The organism is Thalassiella azotivora (assembly GCF_054781695.1).
The window spans coordinates 21,337-38,826 of sequence record NZ_BAAGTX010000032.1 but is presented as its reverse complement, the minus strand read 5'-3'; the positions used below and the strand labels follow the sequence as shown (position 1 = coordinate 38,826).

Sequence of the window (17,490 nt, the reverse complement as noted above, 5' to 3'; positions counted from 1 at the left end):
CGAACTCGACGATCGGCAAGTTCACGGTCTCCTGGATGAAGCGGTTCGTCGACCAGGACACCCGCTACTCGCCGTTCCTGACCGGCGGCCCCGACCGCGACGACGACGCGTCCGACTGGCGCAGCGGCGGCGCCCTCTGAGTCAGCCGACTCCGAGTCACCCCTAACGCCCCGACCGCCTGGCGCGGGCACCCAGGGAACGGCCCTGGCTGCCCGCGCCCGGCGGTGGGCGGCGCTAGCGTCGGTGGGCGGCGCTAGCGTCGCGACGCGGCCACCACCGGGGCGGCCGCCCCGCCGGCCGGTTCCGGCGGTCAGGCGAGGTAGGAGGCGACGTGGGAGTCGGGATCCAGGTCACGTTCGACGCGCGGGACCCTGCGGCGCAGAGCCGGTTCTGGGCGCTCGCGCTGGACTACGTCCTGCAGCCGCCACCCGAGGGGTTCGCGAGCTGGGACGAGCTCGCCGACGCCGCCGGCATCCCCCCGGAGCGGCGCGGGGACCTGTCGGCCGTCGTCGACCCGCAGGGGCACGGGCCGCGGCTGCTGTTCCAGAAGGTGCCCGAGGGCAAGACGGCGAAGAACCGCGTCCACCTCGACGTCAACGCCTCCGCCGGCGGAGGCGGGTGGGACGCGGTGCGTGAGCGCGTCGAGCGGGTCGTGGCCGCCGGTGCGGAGGTCGTCAGCGAGTGGCACGAGCCGCACGGCGAGTGGGTGGTCCTGCGCGACCCGGAGGGCAACGAGTTCTGCGTGCAGTGACCCGGCAGTGCACCAGGTCGGCGGCCGGGCGGCCGCCGACTCGAGCCGGAGCCGTCAGTCCACCGAGATCATGATCTCGACCGCCCGGTCGAGGAAGGCGTCCACCTGCGCCTCGCGGTAGCCGCGACTGCCCCGCCGGGTGCGGAACACCGCGCGACGCACGTCGTCGGCGGACATGGGCTCGCCCTCGTCGAAGTAGGACCGCAGGCGGTGGCACAGCGCGTCGACGTCCTCGGGGGCGTAGCCCGGCTCCAGACCCTTCGAACGGTCGAATCGCTCGCCGTCCGGGCGCTTCAGGCGCCCGCGCAACGCACGGGCACGCCGGGTGAGCTCGGCCATCAGGGCCTCCTCACCGTCCCGCTTCACCAGCCGCTCCCGCTCGCGGCGCGCCAGGGCGTCCTCGAGCCGGTCCAGCGCCGAGTCGACCTGGTGCACGTCGTACCCACCGCGTACGAGGTCGAAGGCCGCCACGCGCACGTCGTGGGCGCTCAACGTGGGTCGTCGGCCGTTGCCCTTGGCCCGCCCCTCGTAGACGGCCCGGGCCCGCTCGAAGAAGTCCTCCACCTGCCCGGGCTCGTACCCCTGGGTCAGGCGGTTGGTCCGCTGGAAGGAGGTCACGGGCTCAATCCTGCCCGGTCGCGGCGAGCTGCCCGCACGCACCGTCGATCTCACGGCCGCGCGTGTCGCGGACGGTGGTGGGGATGCCCCGCGCCCGCAGGGCGGCGACGAAGTCCCTCTCGACCTGCGGGTCGCTGGCCGTCCACCGCGAACCCGGCGTCGGGTTGAGCGGGATCGGGTTCACGTGCGCCCACCCCGTCCCCCGCTGGTTCAGCAGCCTGCCGAGCAGGTCGGCCCGCCAGGCCTGGTCGTTGACGTCGCGGATGAGGGCGTACTCGATGCTCACCCGCCGCTTGGTCGTCTCGTAGTAGCGCCGCGCGGCGTCGAGGGCCTCGGCGACCGACCACCGGGTGTTGATCGGGACCAGCTCGTTCCTCAGGTCGTCGTCCGGGGCGTGCAGGCTCAGCGCCAGCCGCACGGGCAGCCCCTCGGCCGCGAGCTTGTCGACCGCGGGCACGAGCCCGACGGTCGACATCGTGACGCCCCGGGCGGACATCCCCAGGCCGGACGGCGGCGGCTCGACGAGGCGCCGGATCGCCCCGACGGCGGCACGGTAGTTCGCCAGTGCCTCGCCCATCCCCATGAACACGACGTTGCTGACGCGCAGCGGTTCGTCGACCGCGCCACCGGCGACGTCGCCGTGCCGCAGCGCGCGGGCGGCCGACACGACCTGCTCGACGATCTCCGCGGTCGACATGTTGCGGGTCAACCCGGCCTGACCGGTGGCGCAGAACGGGCAGTTCATCCCGCAGCCCGCCTGGCTCGAGACGCAGAGCGTCACCCGGCCCGGGTAGCGCATCAGCACGCTCTCGACGAGAGCGCCGTCGTGCAGCCGCCACAGGGTCTTCACCGTGGCACCCTCGTCGGCCGTCTGGGTGCGCACGGGCGTCAGCAGCGGGGGCAGCAGGCCCGACACGAGCTCGGCGCGGCCCGCCTTGGGCAGGTCGGTCATCTCGTCGGGGTCGACGACGAGCCGCTCGAAGTAGTGCGTGGACACCTGCTTGGCCCGGAACGCCTTGCCGCCGAGCTGCCGGACGGCGTCCGCGCGCTCCGCCAGCGTGAGGTCGGCCAGGTGCCGCGGGGGCTTGCCCCGGCGCGGCGCGGCGAACGTGAGCTGCCCGGGTCGCGGCCGGACAGTGCCCGCGGGCGCGTCGTCGGCGGCGACGGCCGGGGGGACGGCGCCGGCGGCGGGCCTCTCGCGCGGGGGGACGGCGGCCGGGGCGGCGGGGTCGGGTGCGGTCGTCATCTCGCCCCCATCGTCCCACGAGGGGCGGTCGGGACACGAGCGGCGACCGTCAGCCGGCACGGCCCCCGCCCGCCCCGGCCGCGGCTACGCCCCGGGGACGAGCACCAGCAGGAGCAGGTACGCCACGGGCGCGGTCGGCAGCAGGGAGTCCAGCCGGTCCATCATCCCGCCGTGGCCGGGCAGCAGCGAGCCCATGTCCTTGATGCCGAGGTCCCGCTTGAGCAGCGACTCGGACAGGTCGCCGACCGTCGCGGTCGCGACGGTCGCCAGCCCGAGGAGCGCACCGGCCCACCAGGCACCGTCGAGCAGCAGGGTCACGCTGAGGACGCCGGCGAGGACGCACGCCGCCGCGGACCCGGCCAGTCCCTCCCAGGACTTCTTCGGCGACACCGAGGGGGCCATCGGATGGCGTCCCGCCACCACGCCCACGGCGTACCCGCCGATGTCGCTGGAGATGGTCACGAGGATGAAGACGACGATCCGCCAGGGGCCGTCGTCCGCGGCGAGCATGAGCATCGCGAAACCGGCCAGGAACGGCACGTAGGCGGCCGTGAAGATGCCGGCCGCGACGTCCCGGACGGCGCCGTCGACGCCGTCGATCACCCGCCAGAGGATCATCGCCAGCGATGTGAGCGCGAACGCGACGAGCATCGCCTCCTCGCCCGAGGCGTACCCCGACACGAGGACGCCGAGCGTGCCCACGAGCGCGGGGACCAGCGGGACGGTGATCCTGCGCGCGGAGAACGCCTGGGTGAGCTCCCACACGGCCAGGCCCGCGGCGACGGCCACGACCGCGACGAACACCTCCTTGCGGACGAACAGGGACGCCACCACGAGCGCGCCGAGGGCCACGCCCACACCGACCGCCGCGGGCAGGTTCCGCCCGGCCCGGCTGGCCGGTGCCGCAGGTGCGCCCGCCGCGCTCGCGCCCGGGCTGCGGCGCGTGCCGTGACCGGGCCCGGCCGAGCCGGCGCGCCGGGCGCGCCGACCGGGCGCGGGCACCTCCGAGGCCAGCGGCACGGGCACCTGGCCGTCCGCCGGGCCGTCGTACCGGTCCTCCTCGGCCACGTCGCGCTCGTGCGCGGCGGCCACCCCGGACGCTCCGGCGTCCTCGTACGCGTCTACCCCGTACGCGTCACCTTCGGACGCGTCACCCCCGTCCGTCGACGGGCCCTCGTCGGCGGCCCCCAGGCCCTCGAGGCGGAGCTCGCGGGTCTCCTCCGCGCGGCCGGCGTCGAAGTCGAAGCGCTCGGGCACGTACGGCTCACCGAGGCCCCCCTCGTCCCACCGACGGTCTCCCCAGGTGCGGCCGTCGTCGCTCGCGCCCTCGTCGTCCCCGGCGTCGTCGGTCGACTCGTCGTCGGCCCACTGCTGGCCGGTCGGCTCGTCGTCGGCGGCGGCCCACTGCTCGCCGGTCGGCTCGGCGGCGGCCCACTGCTCGCCGGTCGGCTCGTCGTCGTCGGCCCACTGCTCGCCGGTCGGCTCGTCGTCGGCCCACTGGTCGTCGTCGGCCCACTCCTCGCCCGGGTCGTCCTCGACGTGGGGCTCCACCGGCGACGCGTCCGCGGGGTCCCAGGGGAAGGACGGGGACGCCGAGGAGGGCGTCGCCGACCCGCGTCGCCGACGCCCTCGTCCAGGCAGGTAGTCCATGGCCGGTCCGACCTCGTCCCCTCGATGCGGTCCCGTCCCGGAGGGTGCGACCGCGCCTGCTGGCCGCGCTGCTCAGACCTCGAGCAGCTCGGCCTCCTTGTGCTTGAGCAGCTCGTCGACGACCTCGACGTGCTTGCGGGTGAGCGCCTCGAGCTCCTTCTCGGCGCGCGAGCCCTCGTCCTCGCCGACCTCACCGTCCTTGACCAGGCGGTCCAGCTCCTCCTTGGCCTTGCGGCGGATGCTGCGGACGGACACCTTCGCGTCCTCGCCCTTGCCGCGGGCGAGCTTGATGTAGTCCTTGCGCCGCTCCTGGGTCAGGGCGGGCAGCACGACGCGGATGACGTTGCCGTCGTTGGACGGGTTGACGCCCAGGTCGGAGTCGCGCAGGGCCTTCTCGACCTCGCCCATCGCGGAGCGGTCGTACGGCGTGATCAGCACCGTGCGGGCCTCGGGGACCTGGAACGACGCCAGCTGCTGCAGCGGCGTGGCGGAACCGTAGTAGTCCACCATGATCTTCGCGAACATCGCCGCGTTGGCACGACCTGTCCGGATGGCGGCGAACTCCTCCTTGGCCACCTCGACGGCCTTGTCCATCTTCTCCTCGGCCTCGAGGAGGGTCTCGTCGATCACGGGGTGCTCCTTCGTCTCAGGGTCGTCGCTGTCGCCGGACCACGCTCGGGTGCCGGGTGGGCGGTGCCTCCCTGGCACCACCCGGCGTCACTCGGCGACGACCAGCGTCCCGATCTTCTCACCCCGGACCGCGGCGGCGACGTTGCCCTCGCCCTGCATCCCGAAGACGATCATGCGCAGCTTGTTGTCCATGCACAGGCTGAAGGCGGTGGCGTCCACCACCCGCAGCCCCTGCTGGAGCGCGTCGGAGTAGGTCACCTGGTCGAGCTTGACCGCCGCCGGGTCGGTGCGCGGGTCGCCGGTGTACACGCCGTCCACGCCGTTCTTGGCCATGAGGACGGCGTCCGCCTTGACCTCGAGCGCCCGCTGGACGGCGACCGTGTCGGTGGAGAAGTACGGCAGCCCCGCGCCGGCGCCGAAGATGACGACGCGACCCTTCTCCAGGTGCCGGATGGCCTTGCGGGGGATGTAGGGCTCGGCCACCTGCCCCATGGCGATGGCGGTCTGCACCCGGGTGTCCACCCCGGTCTGCTCGAGGAAGTCCTGCAGGGCCAGGCAGTTCATCACCGTCCCGAGCATGCCCATGTAGTCCGCCCGGGCGCGGTCCATCCCGCGCTGGGACAGCTCGGCGCCCCGGAAGAAGTTGCCCCCGCCGACGACGATCGCGACCTGCACGCCCTCGTCGACGGCGACGGCGATCTCGCGCGCGATCCGCTGGACGACGTCGGGGTCGACGCCCACCTGGCCGGCGCCGAACATCTCACCGGACAGCTTGAGCAGCACCCGCTGGTACCGCGGGGACGAGGGACCCGGGGCCTGCGACCGGACGGCCGTCCCGGGGGCGGTGTCGACGGTGCGGACCTCGCCGGTCGGCTCAGTGGTCGGCTCAGTGGTCGGCTCGCTGGTCGGCTCGCTGGTCGGCTCGCTGGTCGGCTCAGTGGTCGGCTCGGTGGTCGGCACGGTTCTCGTGCTCCTCTCGCGGGGTGTGGGGGCAGTCTGCCGGACGGTGACCGTCCGCGGGCAGGGGGGTGAGCGCACCGCGGTCACGTCCCCAGACGCGACGAGGCCCCGTCCCCGGGAGGGAACGGGGCCTCGTCACCGGGCGACCCAGGGTCGGCCGGGTGCTGGGTCAGGAGCCGACGCGGAACCGGGCGAACCCGGTGGGCTTGGCGCCGGTGGCCTCGACCACCTTGCCGACCGTCTGCTTGGGGTCCTTGGCGAACGGCTGCTCCAGCAGGACGTTGTCCTTGAAGTAGCTGTTCACCCGGCCCTCGACGATCTTGGTGATGGCCTGCTCCGGCTTGCCCTCCTCGCGGGCGGTCTCCTCGGCGAGACGGCGCTCGTTGTCGACGACGTCCGAGGGGACCTCGTCCCGGGTGAGGTAGGACGGCGACATCGCGGCGGTGTGCATCGCGACGTCGCGCGCCACGTCGCCGGGCTCGCCGTCGAAGGCCACCAGGACGCCGATCTGCGGCGGCAGGTCCGGGCTGGTGCGGTGCAGGTAGGAGGCGACGGCGCCGGCCTCGAGGCGCGCGACCCGACGGATCTCGATCTTCTCGCCGATCGTCGCGTTGGCCTCGTCGAGGACGGCCTGCACGGTCCGGCCGTCGAGGTCGGAGGCCAGCAGCGCCTCGGCGTCGGCGGCCTTGCTGGCCACGGCCTGGTCGAGGACGACCTTCGCGAGCTCCTGGAACTTCTCGCCCTTGGCGACGAAGTCGGTCTCGCAGTTGACCTCGACCAGCGTGCCGACGCCACCGTCCACGTGCGCGGCCACGAGGCCGTTCGACGCGGTGCGGCCCTCGCGCTTGGTGACGCCCTTGAGGCCCTTGACGCGCAGGTACTCGACCGCGGCGTCGAAGTCGCCGTCGGTCTCCTCGAGCGCCTTCTTGCAGTCGAGCATGCCCGCGGCGGTCGCCTCGCGGAGCCTCTTGATGTCGGCGGCGGTGTAGTTCGCCATGAGTGCGTGTACGCCTTTCTCGTCGTCGGGAGCGGGTGACCCCGCTCAGGCCTTGTCGTCCGCCTGGGGCTCGGCCGCCTCGGCCGGGACCTCGGCCTGGGGGTCGCCGGTGGCGGGTGCCTGCTCGGCGGGCGCCTGCGCGGGCGCCTCGGCGGCCTCGGCAACGGCGACGGCGGCGTCGGCGGCGGGCGCCTCGGCGGCCGCCGCCTGCTCCGCGGCGGGCGCCTGCGCGCTCGCGTCGCCCTCGAGCAGCTCGCGCTCCCACTCGGCGAGGGGCTCGTCGCCGGCCACCTGGCCGGCCGCACGGCCGCCGTCCGCGCCGGAGCGGGCCATCAGGCCCTCGGCCACGGCGTCGGCGATCACGCGGGTCAGCAGCGTGACCGACCGGATCGCGTCGTCGTTGCCCGGGATGCGGTAGTCGACCTCGTCGGGGTCGCAGTTGGTGTCGAGGATGGCCACGATCGGGATGCCGAGCTTGCGCGCCTCGTCGACCGCGAGGTGCTCCTTCTTGGTGTCGACGATCCAGACCGCCGACGGCACCTTGGCCATGTCGCGGATGCCGCCCAGGGTGCGCTCGAGCTTGTCGAACTCGCGACGCATCATGAGCAGCTCCTTCTTCGTGCGGCCGCTGCCGGCCACGTCGTCGAAGTCGATCTGCTCGAGCTCCTTGAGCCGCTGCAGCCGCTTGTTGACCGTCTGGAAGTTCGTGAGCATGCCGCCCAGCCAGCGCTGGTTGACGTACGGCATGCCGACGCGGGCGGCCTGCTCGGCGATCGGCTCCTGCGCCTGCTTCTTGGTGCCGACGAAGAGGACGGACCCGCCGTGCGCGACGGTCTCCTTGACGAACTCGAACGCGCTGTCGATGTAGGTCAGCGACTGCTGCAGGTCGATGATGTAGATGCCGTTGCGCTCGGTGAAGATGAAGCGCTTCATCTTCGGGTTCCAGCGACGGGTCTGGTGCCCGAAGTGGACGCCGCTCTCCAGCAGCTGACGCATCGTGACGACGGCCATGCCGACGCACTCCTTCCGCACCGGTCGGGCCGGTGCCACTCGGTTGCCCGCACCGTCCGCCCTGGACGGCGCGCCTGGTGCCCGCGACGCGCCCCGCCGCCGTCCGGTGAACCGGCCGGTGGACCGAGGGGCACGCCCCGCCTCCCGGGGCCCGCGCCGGGGCGCGAGCTGGTCGGCGGCACGTGGGCACGCGTAGTCAGCCGGGTTCGGCCCGGCCGCACCCCCATGGTACGCCCGTCGCGCGCGTGCTCGGGACGAGGAGGAGCCGGGCCCGGGGACCCGGGTGTCCCCCGCCGCCCGCGCCGATACGGTCGGTGGGTGCTGGTGCAGCGGATGCAGGGCTTCGGGACGACCATCTTCGCCGAGATGACGGCGCTCGCGCAGCGGACGGGAGCGGTCAACCTCGGTCAGGGCTTCCCGGACACCGACGGACCGGCGTCCCTGCTCGAGGACGCCGTCGCGGCCATCCGCGGCGGGGTCAACCAGTACCCGCCGGCCCGGGGCGTGCCGGCGCTGCGCGAGGCGGTCGCCGACCACCAGCGGCGCCGCTACGGCCTCGACGTCGACCCCGACAGCGAGGTCCTGGTGACCACCGGCGCGACCGAGGCCATCGCCGTCGGGGTGCTCGCCCTCGTCGAGGCCGGCGACGAGGTGGTGGTCTTCGAGCCGTACTACGACTCGTACGCGGCGTCGATCGCCCTGGCGGGCGGGGTGCGCCGCCCGGTGCCGCTGCCGCCCCCGGGTGAGCCGCTCGATGAGGCACGGCTCGCGGCGGCGTTCGGGCCGCGCACGCGGCTGGTGCTGCTGAACTCCCCGCACAACCCCACGGGGCGGGTGCTGACCGCCGACGAGCTCGCGGCCGTCGCCCGGCTCGCCCGCCAGCACGACGCGCTGGTCCTGTCGGACGAGGTCTACGAGCACCTGACCTTCGACGGCCGCCCGCACGTGCCGGTCGCGACCCTGCCCGGCATGGCCGAGCGCACGCTCACCGTCTCGTCGGCGGGCAAGACGTTCTCGGTGACCGGCTGGAAGATCGGGTGGCTGCACGGGCCCGCCGAGCTGGTCGCGGCCGTGGCGACCGTCAAGCAGTTCGTCACCTTCGTCAGCGGCGCCCCCTTCCAGCCGGCCGTGGCCCGGGCCCTGGGCGACGACGACCTGCTCGACGCGCTCGCACCCGACCTGCAGCGACGTCGGGACATGCTCTGCGAGGGCCTGGTGGAGGCCGGGTTGGAGGTCCGCGTGCCGCAGGGCACCTACTTCGTGCTCGCGGACGCGGCGCCGCTCGGGTACGACGACGGGCTGGACCTGTGCCGCCGCCTGCCCGAGCTGGTGGGGGTCGTCGGGGTCCCCGTCGGCGTCTTCTGCGACGACCCCGGCCCGCTGCGGTCGGTCGTGCGCTTCGCGTTCTGCAAGCGGGACGAGGTCATCGCCGAGGCCGCCCGGCGGCTGGCCCGGCTGCGCGCGGGCTGACGCCCGCTCGACCGCCCCTCCACAGCCGGCCGCCCCGGGCGCGTCGTCCACAGCGCGGCGACCGACCGCTGCGCGCGCCCAGCCCGACCGGCCAGCGTCTGCCGGGTGAGCCACCACCAGGACGGCGACCGCCACCGCCGGCACGCCCAGCACCGGCAGCACCGGCAACTCCGCCGTTGCCGGCGCCGACGTCGGCCTGCCCTGCGCACCCGGCCCGGGTCGACGGTCCTCACCCGGGGACGCGTGCCGGCGCTCGTGGTGGGGCTCGTGGTGGGGCTGGTGGTCGGGCTGGTCCCGGGGGCCGCGGCGACCAGGGCCTCGGCGCCGGGGGTTGCGACCCGGCCCCCCACCGCCTCCGCGACGACCCCCGCCGGGCCCTGGCGGTGGCCCCTCGCGCCCCCGCCGCCGGAGGTGGTCGACCGGTTCCGCGGACCCGCCGCCCCCTGGGCACCGGGGCACCGGGGCGTCGACCTCGCCGCCGCGCCGGGCCGGCCGGTGCTCGCGCCGGCGCCCGGCACCGTGACCTTCGCCGGCACCGTCGTCGACCGCGGTGTGCTGACCCTCACCCACCCAGGGGGTCTGCGCAGCTCGCTGGAACCGGTGTCGCAGCCGCTGCCCGTGGGCACCCCCGTCCGGGCCGGCGACCAGGTCGCGGTGCTGGCCACGGCCTCCCCGGCCTCCCACTGCGCCCCCAGGTCCTGCCTGCACTGGGGCGTCCGGCGTGGCGGGAGCTACCTGGACCCGCTGTCCCTGCTCGGTGCCGTCGACCCGCCCGTGCTCCTGCCGGACGGCGGGCGCGGCGGCGGTGCCGTGCGGCGACGGGCCGAGGTCCTCGGCCCCGCCGCGGTCAGCCGGCGGGGCGCTGCCGCGCCCCCCGGCGCTCCGGCCGCCCGGACGGACCGGCGCGGCGTCCCCCAGCAGGCGGTCCGGTGACGTGGGCGGTCCGGTGACGTGGGCGGACGGGTGACAGGATGCGCGCCGTGGAAGGTGCCGAGGTCCGCCGGCTCGCCGAGCTCGAGGACGTCCACTGGTGGTACGCGGAGCGCCGGTGGCTGCTGCGCCGGATGCTGCGAGGACTCGAGCCGGGCACGGCGCTCGACGTCGGCGCGGCCGGTGGCGGCAACACCCGCGTCCTGCGGGCGGCCGGTTGGCGCGCGGTGGCCCTGGAGCACGGGCCGGACGGCGCACGGGTCGCGCACGAGCGCGGGCTCGCGACCGTCAGGGCGGACGCCGAGCGCCTGCCGGTCGGCGACGCCTCGGTGGACGCCGTGGTCGCGTTCGACGTCCTCGAGCACCTCGAGGACGACGCGCGGGCGGTCGCGGAGGTGGCGCGGGTGCTGCGTCCGGGCGGGTCGTTCCTGGTCGCGGTGCCGGTCGACATGCGGCTGTGGTCCGACCACGACGTCGCGGTGGGGCACGTGCGGCGGTACGACCGCACCGGCCTCCTGCGCCTGCTGGCCGGGGGCGGTCTGCAGGTGGAGTGGGTGCGGAGCTGGAACGTGCTGCTGCGCCCCGCGGTGGCGCTGCACCGGCGCCGCAGCAGCGGCAGCGACCTCGACCGCGTGCCGCCGGTGCTCAACGCGTCCCTGCGCGCCGTGGTCCGCGCCGAGCGCTACCTGCCGGTCGGCAGGGTCCCCGGGGTGTCCCTGCTCGTGCGTGCGCGCTCGCGCTGACCGCCGTGGCGCGTCGGCCCGTCCGGCTCCTGCGCCCCCGGGCCCCCCGTCAGCGCGCCGGGCGAGGGGTCACCGGCCCGCCCGGCCGGTGCACCTCCGCCAGCGTCCGCCGCGTCGCCACGTGCCCCGTCCCGGAGGCTGTCGTAGGCGACGTAGTACGTCGGTCTGCCCTGCAGCTGGCTGTACAGGCGGCCCACGTACTCGCCCAGCACGCCCAGGCACAGCAGCTGCACGGCACCCACCGCGGCGACGGTCACGACGGTGGACGTCCACCCGGCGACGGTGCGGCCGGTGAGGTTGGCGACCAGGGCGTACACGAGCAGCGCGAGCGCGGACAGACCGCCGAGCAGGCCGAACCAGGTCGCGAGCCGCAGCGGCGCCACGGAGTAGCCGGTGACGCTGTCGAGGGTGAGCCGCAGCATCCGCGACACCGGGTACTTGGAGCGCCCCGCCACCCGGGCCTCGCGCCGGTAGGTGACCTGGGCGCTCGGGAAGCCCAGGGCCGGGACGACGAGGCGCAGCACCCGGTGCTGCTCCGGCAGGGCGTTGACGGCGTCCACGGTGGCCCTGCTCAGCAGCCGGAAGTCACCGGCGTCGACCGGCCCGGGCTGACGGGCCAGCACCCCCATCAGGCCGTAGAAGGCGCGGGCGGTGGACCGCTTGAACCACGAGTCGGTGCGCCGGTCGGTGCGCACCGCGAAGACGACGTCGACCTCACCGCGGCGGGCAGCGTCCAGCATCCGCGGGATGACCTCCGGCGGGTCCTGCAGGTCGGCGTCGAGGCTGACCACCCAGCGGCCCCGCGCGGCCGACAGCCCCGCCGACAGCGCCGCCTGGTGCCCGGCGTTGACGCGCAGCCGCACCACCCGCAGCTGCGGCCACTCGCGCCGGAGCCGCTGCAGCAGCACCGGCGTGGCGTCCCTCGAGCCGTCGTCCACCACGACGACCTCGTGCTCGCACCCGAGCCCGTCCAGCACCGGGCGCAGCCGCCGCACCAGGTGCGGCAGCGCCTCGGCCTCGTCGTACACCGGCACGACGACGGACAGCTCGGTCACGTGGGCAGCCTACGGGCGAGGGGCGGGCCGGCGACGGGTCGGCCGGCCCCCGGCCACCGGCTCGCGGTTCGGTCCGGGTGAGCCCCGTCGGCCCCGTCAGGTGGCCGACGCCAGCCGGCCTCGCAGCTGCTGCACCGCCTTGGTGTGCATCTGGCAGATCCGTGACTCGGTGACGCCGAGGACGCGACCGATCTCCGCCAGCGTCAGGCCCTCGTAGTAGTAGAGGGTCACGACGATCTTCTCGCGCTCGGAGAGCTGGTCGATGGCGCGCGCCAGCAGGTACTTGGTCTCCTCGCCCTCGAACGCGGTGACCGGGTCCTCCGCCTTGTGGTCGGTCAGCGTGTCGCCGAGCGAGAGGTTGTCGCCCTTCTCGCCGCCGACGCTGAGCAGCTCGTCCAGGGCGAGGACGTTGACGTAGGAGACCTGGCTGAAGATCTGGTGCAGGTCGCTGAGCGCGATGCCCATCCGCTGGGCGACCTCGGGCTCGGTGGGTGCCCGGTGCAGCTCGGCCTCGAGCGCCGCGTACGCCTTCTCCATCTCGCGGGCCTTGCTGCGCACGGACCGGGGGATCCAGTCCAGGGCGCGCAGCTCGTCGATGATCGCCCCGCGGATCCGCGAGATCGCGTACGTCTCGAACTTGATGGCCCGCTCGAGGTCGAACTTCTCGATGGCGTCGATCAGCCCGAAGATCCCGTAGGAGACGAGGTCGGCCTGCTCGATGTTGGGCGGCAGCCCCACCCCCACGCGGCCGGCGACGTACTTCACCAGCGGCGAGTAGTGCAGGATCAGCCGCTCCCGGTCGCCGGGGTCGCCCGCCTCCTTGAACCGCACCCAGAGGCGACGCAGCTCGGCCTCGTTCGCGGCGGCCTCCTCCGCGGCGTCGTCCACGGGTTCGTCCACGGCGTCCTCGCCGGACGGCGCGACCGCGTCCACGACGTCGGCCTCCCCGGGGTCGGCCCCCCGGTCGACCGCCCGCTCACTGCCCTGTCCGGCCGCGGAGGGGACGTCACCCGTTCGGCGCATCCGATCCCCCGTCAGCTCCTCGTCCGTGCCACCCGCCTCGCCCGGCACCGCCCCTCCCCTCGCTCGGCCGCTCATGCTCGCGGGTGCGCCTGCTGGTACGTGCGTCGCAGCCGTTCCACCGACACGTGCGTGTAGACCTGGGTCGTCGCGAGACTAGCGTGACCCAGCAGCTCCTGGACGGATCGCAGGTCCGCTCCCCCGTCCAGCAGGTGGGTGGCGGCGGAGTGGCGCAGTCCGTGGGGCCCCGTCCGCAGGTCCTCCCCGAGCTCGGTGAGCAACCTCTGGACGACCACCCTGACCTGGCGCTGGTCCCAGCGCCGGCCGCGCGCCCCCAGCAGCAGGGCGGGCCCGCTCCCGGTCACCACGAGGCGGGGTCGGCCCCTGCCGAGGTACGCCCGGACCGCCCGGTCGGCGGGGACCCCGAACGGCACGACGCGCTCGCGGTCGCCCTTGCCCACCACGCGCAGCGTCCGGCGATCGAGGTCCACGTCGTCCACGTCGAGCCCGACGAGCTCGGCGACCCGGATCCCGGTGCCGTACAGCAGCTCCAGGGCGGCCCGGTCCCGCAGGTGCCCCGGAGCCCCGTCGTCCGCGCGGACCGCTGCGAGCTCGAGCAGCGCAGCCGCCTGGTCCCGGCGCAGCACCGTGGGCAGGTGCCGCTCGCGCTTGGGTGCCGACAGCCGCAGTGCCGGGTCCTGCGCGGCCCGACCCGTGCGCTGCGCCCACGCGGTGAACGTCCGCGCCGCCGACGCCCGGCGGGCGATGGTCGACCGCGCGAGCCCGTTGGCGGTCATGCCGGCCAGCCAGGCCCGCAGCGTCGGCAGGTCCAGGTCGTCGAGGCGGCCGGCCCCCTCCTCGGCCGCGCGAGCGAGCAGCAGCCCGACGTCGGCGACGTAGGCGCGCACCGTGTGCGGCGACCGGTTCCGCTCGGCCCGCAGGAACCGCGCGAAGTCGCCCAGCGCGGAGGCGAGCTCCGGCGGAAGGGTCACCCGCTCGTCGACCGGCACCGTCACGGCGCCCACCGTCGCCTGCCCGGGGACCGCGCACAAGCACCGCGCCCTCCCGGCGTGGCGCGCCGGCGTCTCGGGAGCGTGACCGCAGCCGCTCTCACCTCCGCCCGCTGCGCCGCCACCACCGGTCCCCGTCCGCTCCCGGGACGGCGGTCGCGAGGCCCAGCAGCGTCAAGCGACCCAGCGCGGCCACCACCTGCGGCTCCGGGAGCGCGGCGACGCGCACGAGGTCGCGCGCGGGGCGGGCAGCACGCACCGGCAACGAGTCCAGCACCCGCAGGTCGCCCTCGGACAGCCCGTCGTGGGCACGGGCGACGGTCGGCCCGCCGGCGCGGGAGGCAGGGGACGTGCGAGCCTCGGGCACGGAGTCCTCGAGCACGGGGGCCTCGAGCACGGGGGCCTCGAGCGCGGTCACCCCGCCGGGGGGCGCACCGACCAGCTCGAGCACGTCGTCAGGACCCGTCACGCAGACCGCGTCGAGCTCGCGCAGGATCCGGTGGCAGCCCGCCGACGCGGCGGAGGTGACGGGTCCCGGGACGGCGCCCAGCGGGCGTCCCAGAGCCGCTGCGTGCGCCGCGGTGCTGTAGGCCCCCGACCGCCAGGCGGCCTCCACCACGACCGTGGCGGCCGTGGCCGCTGCGACCAGCCGGTTGCGCTGCAGGAAGCGGTACCGGGTCACGGCACTGCCCGGTGGCAGCTCGGAGACCACGGCTCCCTCGTCGCGCACGCGCGCCAGCAGGTCCCGGTGCGCGACGGGGTAGTCGCGGTCCACGCCGCAGGCCAGGACCGCGACCGTCCCCCCGCCGACGGCGAGCGCGCCGCGGTGGGCCGCCGCGTCGACACCGAACGCCCCGCCGGACAGGACGGTGACGTGCTGGTCGGCGAGCCCCGCGGCGAGGTCGGCGGCCACCCGCTCGCCGTACGCGGTGCACGCCCGGGCCCCCACCAGCGACGCCGACCGGGCGAGCAGGCCGGCGAGGTCGCCACGCCCCCGCACCCACAGGCACGCCGGCGCGCGGTGGCCGAGGACCTCCAGCGCCACCGGCCACTCGGCGTCACCCGGGACCACGAGCCGGCCGCCGAGCCGCTCCACGACGGCGACGTCGCGCTCGGGCGCCAGGTCCTGCGCCCGGGTGCGCCACCGGGCCGTGCCGGCGGCCAGCCTGGTGCGGGCCCGGCCGTCGTCGCCGAGGTCGAGCGCGGTGTGGTCCAGCGGCGTCCCCGCCAGGACGTGCCGCACGGCGGCCGTGGCGCCGACGGCGTGCAGGACCCTGCCCGCCACGTCGTCGTCCGGTTCCGTCAGCCGGCTCCAGGCGGCCCGCGCGAGCCGGTCGTCCTCGACCCAGCGCGTCCAGCCGGACGAGTCCGGGTGCTGCGCCGCACCGTCGGCCGCGGTCCGGGCCCCGCTCACGCCGCGACCCCGGACCGGGCGCGCAGCGCCAGGGCACCACCCACGTGGACCTCGTCGGGCCGGGCGGCCCCTGCCAGGTCGGCCAGGGTCCAGGCCACCCTCAGGACCCGGTCGTAGCCGCGCATGGTCAGCAGGCCGCGGTCCATCGCCGTGTCCAGCACGGCGGTGACCGTGGCGGGCAGCCGGTGCGTACCGCGCAGGACCGCACCGGGGACCTCGGCGTTCGTGCGCCACGCACCGTCCCACCGGTCACGCTGCGCGCGCCGGGCACCGGCCACGCGCTCGGCCACCAGCGCGGAGGGCTCGGGGGCGGGCCCACCGTCCCGCAGGAGGTGGTGTCGTGACACCGGCTCGACCTCCACCTGCAGGTCCACCCGGTCCAGCAGCGGCCCGGACAGCCGCCCGAGGTAGCGCCTGCGCGCGAGCGCCGAGCAGCTGCACGCCTCACCGCGCCCCGTCGCGTACCCGCAGGGGCACGGGTTGGCCGCCAGCACGAGCTGGAAGCGGGCGGGGTAGCGCGCCACGCCGCGAGCCCGCGCGATCACCAGCTCGCCGTGCTCGAGGGGCTGCCGCAGACCGTCGAGCACCCGGGGCCCGAACTCCGGGGCCTCGTCCAGGAAGAGCACCCCCCGGTGGGCGCGCGAGGCGGCACCGGGACGCGGCACGCCCGGGCCGCCACCGACCACCGACGCCGGCGTCGCCGTGTGGTGGGGGCTCTCGAACGGGGGCCGACGCAGCAGCCCGGCGGTGGCGTCGAACGTCCCGGCCACCGAGTGCACCGCGGTGACCTCGACCGCGGCGTCGTCGTCGAGGTCCGGCAGCAGCGACGGCAGCCGCGCCGCGAGCATCGTCTTGCCCGCCCCGGGCGGGCCGAGGAGCATCAGGTGGTGGCCTCCGGCGGCGGCCACCTCCAGGGCGTGGCGCGCGGTCCGCTGGCCCACCACGTCCGCCAGGTCGGGTTCCTCACCGCGGGGCCCGGGCGTCCGCGCCCCGGCCAGCACGGACGGGACGTCCGGCGGCTCCCCGGGGTCGCCCGCCTGCCCGGGCCCCGGGACGTCCGGGACGGTGCCGCCGTGGGCGCGCACGACACCCGCCAGCGACGCCACCCCGACCACGTCGGCGCCGGGGACGAGGCGGGCCTCCTCCGCGTTCGCCGCCGGCACCAGGACGCGCGTCGCACCGGCCCGGACGGCGGCGCGCACGGCCGGCAGCACGCCCCGGACCGGCCGCAGCCGGCCGTCGAGCCCCAGCTCCCCGAGGTGAACGCAACGGCACGCGGAGGCGGGGTCGAGCGCGCCCTGCGCCGCGAGCACGGCCACGGCCACGGCGACGTCGAAGGCGGACCCGGTCTTCGGCAGGCTGGCCGGCGACAGGTTGACGGTGACCCGGCGCTGCGACAGCGAGAAGCCGGTGTTCGCGGCCGCCGCCCTCACCCTGTCCCGGGCCTCGTGCAGCGCCGCGTCGGGCAGGCCCACGAGCACGAACGCCGGGAGACCGGCGGCCAGGTGCGCCTCGACGTCGACGAGGTGGCCGTCCAGCCCCAGCAGCGCCACCGCGCGGGTGCGACCGAGCGCCATCACGCCACCCCGCGCAGGTGGACGACCTGCGCCGGGCCGGACCGCGGCCGGACGACCGCCACCACGTCGACCCTCAGCAGGTCCGGCCGGACGTCGTGCTCGCTGACCCAGCGGGCCAGCAGCCGCCGCAGCCTGGCGACCTTCGCGTCGGTCAGCGCCTCCACCGGGTGGCCGAACGCCAGCGACCGGCGGGTCTTGACCTCGACGCCCACGACGGTGTCGCCGTCGCGCGCCACCACGTCCAGCTCACCGTCCCGGCAGCGCCAGTTGCGCCCCAGCACCACCATGCCCGCGCGCTCCAGGTGGTCGACCGCCACCTTCTCGCCGTACCTGCCCACTGCGTCCGTGCCGCGCACGTCACCACCTCCGGCGACGACGCTGGCGGAGCCCACCCCCTCGCGGCAGGGC

General features: G+C 75.8%; 18 protein-coding genes. 5 read left to right on the top strand and 13 right to left on the bottom strand.

All coding sequences use genetic code 11. From position 1 onward, the window contains the following. Positions 1-11 precede the first annotated feature (11 nt). Complete coding sequence (locus ACYVQV_RS17690) at positions 12-140, top strand: poly(ethylene terephthalate) hydrolase family protein (RefSeq protein ID WP_461024639.1); 129 nt, start codon at positions 12-14, stop codon at positions 138-140. Between the two features lie 191 nt (positions 141-331). After that, positions 332-751, top strand: a complete 420-nt coding sequence (locus ACYVQV_RS17685) for a VOC family protein (protein WP_461024634.1) — start codon at positions 332-334, stop codon at positions 749-751. Positions 752-805: 54 nt separating this feature from the next. Here ACYVQV_RS17685 and ACYVQV_RS17680 read toward each other — a convergent pair whose 3' ends face one another. The 7 genes from ACYVQV_RS17680 to rpsB form a co-directional block, all read right to left on the bottom strand. Continuing rightward, positions 806-1,369 carry a DivIVA domain-containing protein gene (locus ACYVQV_RS17680; protein ID WP_461024633.1) on the bottom strand — a complete coding sequence of 188 codons (564 nt, stop codon included), beginning with the start codon at positions 1,367-1,369 and terminating at the stop codon, positions 806-808. 4 nt (positions 1,370-1,373) lie between these two features. Further along, the gene (rlmN, locus tag ACYVQV_RS17675) at positions 1,374-2,615 is read right to left on the bottom strand and encodes a dual-specificity RNA methyltransferase RlmN (protein WP_461024632.1); all 1,242 of its coding nucleotides are present in this window, start codon (positions 2,613-2,615) and stop codon (positions 1,374-1,376) included. An 84-nt stretch (positions 2,616-2,699) separates the two neighbouring features. Beyond that, the gene (locus ACYVQV_RS17670; protein WP_461024631.1) at positions 2,700-4,166 is read right to left on the bottom strand and encodes a phosphatidate cytidylyltransferase; all 1,467 of its coding nucleotides are present in this window, start codon (positions 4,164-4,166) and stop codon (positions 2,700-2,702) included. Positions 4,167-4,337: 171 nt separating this feature from the next. Continuing rightward, positions 4,338-4,895, bottom strand: coding sequence for a ribosome recycling factor (frr, locus tag ACYVQV_RS17665; RefSeq protein WP_461024630.1), 558 nt, complete (start codon positions 4,893-4,895; stop codon positions 4,338-4,340). 87 nt (positions 4,896-4,982) lie between these two features. Continuing rightward, entirely contained in the window at positions 4,983-5,678 is a 696-nt protein-coding gene (gene pyrH, locus ACYVQV_RS17660) for a UMP kinase (RefSeq protein ID WP_461024638.1), read from the bottom strand. A 346-nt stretch (positions 5,679-6,024) separates the two neighbouring features. Then, the gene (tsf, locus tag ACYVQV_RS17655; RefSeq protein WP_461024629.1) at positions 6,025-6,852 is read right to left on the bottom strand and encodes a translation elongation factor Ts; all 828 of its coding nucleotides are present in this window, start codon (positions 6,850-6,852) and stop codon (positions 6,025-6,027) included. Positions 6,853-6,897: 45 nt separating this feature from the next. Further along, complete coding sequence (gene rpsB / locus ACYVQV_RS17650; RefSeq protein WP_461024628.1) at positions 6,898-7,863, bottom strand: 30S ribosomal protein S2; 966 nt, start codon at positions 7,861-7,863, stop codon at positions 6,898-6,900. Positions 7,864-8,196: 333 nt separating this feature from the next. Between rpsB and ACYVQV_RS17645 the strand changes: the two genes are divergently transcribed. The 3 genes from ACYVQV_RS17645 (at position 8,197) to ACYVQV_RS17635 (ending at position 11,006) form a co-directional block, all read left to right on the top strand. Then, on the top strand, positions 8,197-9,333 hold the full coding sequence (locus ACYVQV_RS17645) for a pyridoxal phosphate-dependent aminotransferase (protein ID WP_461024637.1): 1,137 nt from the start codon (positions 8,197-8,199) through the stop codon (positions 9,331-9,333). Between the two features lie 243 nt (positions 9,334-9,576). Beyond that, a complete protein-coding gene (locus ACYVQV_RS17640; RefSeq protein ID WP_461024627.1) occupies positions 9,577-10,266 on the top strand; it encodes a murein hydrolase activator EnvC family protein in 690 nt (229 codons plus the stop codon). A 47-nt stretch (positions 10,267-10,313) separates the two neighbouring features. Next, entirely contained in the window at positions 10,314-11,006 is a 693-nt protein-coding gene (locus ACYVQV_RS17635) for a class I SAM-dependent methyltransferase (RefSeq protein WP_461024626.1), read from the top strand. On the opposite strand, the gene ACYVQV_RS17630 is transcribed toward ACYVQV_RS17635, so the two are convergent. The 6 genes from ACYVQV_RS17630 to ACYVQV_RS17605 all read right to left on the bottom strand — a co-directional run bounded on the left by ACYVQV_RS17630 (position 10,946) and on the right by ACYVQV_RS17605 (position 17,438). Continuing rightward, a complete protein-coding gene (locus tag ACYVQV_RS17630; protein ID WP_461024625.1) occupies positions 10,946-12,061 on the bottom strand; it encodes a glycosyltransferase family 2 protein in 1,116 nt (371 codons plus the stop codon). The two genes, ACYVQV_RS17635 and ACYVQV_RS17630, sit on opposite strands and share 61 nt — an antisense overlap. A 96-nt stretch (positions 12,062-12,157) precedes the next feature. Next, a complete protein-coding gene (gene whiG, locus ACYVQV_RS17625) occupies positions 12,158-13,159 on the bottom strand; it encodes an RNA polymerase sigma factor WhiG (protein ID WP_461024624.1) in 1,002 nt (333 codons plus the stop codon). Further along, complete coding sequence (locus ACYVQV_RS17620) at positions 13,156-14,097, bottom strand: tyrosine recombinase XerC (RefSeq protein WP_461024623.1); 942 nt, start codon at positions 14,095-14,097, stop codon at positions 13,156-13,158. The genes whiG and ACYVQV_RS17620 overlap by 4 nt, the downstream gene beginning before the upstream one ends. Before the next feature lie 94 nt (positions 14,098-14,191). After that, positions 14,192-15,505: a DNA-processing protein DprA gene (locus ACYVQV_RS17615; RefSeq protein ID WP_461024622.1), complete on the bottom strand. Its 1,314-nt coding sequence runs from the start codon at positions 15,503-15,505 to the stop codon at positions 14,192-14,194. Next, on the bottom strand, positions 15,502-17,082 hold the full coding sequence (locus ACYVQV_RS17610; protein ID WP_461024621.1) for a YifB family Mg chelatase-like AAA ATPase: 1,581 nt from the start codon (positions 17,080-17,082) through the stop codon (positions 15,502-15,504). Before ACYVQV_RS17610 ends, ACYVQV_RS17615 begins: the two co-directional genes overlap by 4 nt. Beyond that, a complete protein-coding gene (locus tag ACYVQV_RS17605; protein ID WP_461024620.1) occupies positions 17,082-17,438 on the bottom strand; it encodes a YraN family protein in 357 nt (118 codons plus the stop codon). The genes ACYVQV_RS17610 and ACYVQV_RS17605 overlap by 1 nt, the downstream gene beginning before the upstream one ends. Positions 17,439-17,490 lie beyond the last annotated feature (52 nt).

Excerpts from the sequence above, each read along its gene's own strand:
- rlmN (WP_461024632.1), bottom strand. The coding sequence starts at position 2,615 with ATGACGACCGCACCCGACCCCGCCGCCCCGGCCGCCGTCCCCCCGCGC.
- whiG (WP_461024624.1), bottom strand. The coding sequence starts at position 13,159 with ATGAGCGGCCGAGCGAGGGGAGGGGCGGTGCCGGGCGAGGCGGGTGGC.
- rpsB (WP_461024628.1), bottom strand. The coding sequence starts at position 7,863 with ATGGCCGTCGTCACGATGCGTCAGCTGCTGGAGAGCGGCGTCCACTTC.
- tsf (WP_461024629.1), bottom strand. The coding sequence starts at position 6,852 with ATGGCGAACTACACCGCCGCCGACATCAAGAGGCTCCGCGAGGCGACC.
- ACYVQV_RS17610 (WP_461024621.1), bottom strand. The coding sequence starts at position 17,082 with ATGGCGCTCGGTCGCACCCGCGCGGTGGCGCTGCTGGGGCTGGACGGC.
- ACYVQV_RS17645 (WP_461024637.1), top strand. The coding sequence starts at position 8,197 with ATGCAGGGCTTCGGGACGACCATCTTCGCCGAGATGACGGCGCTCGCG.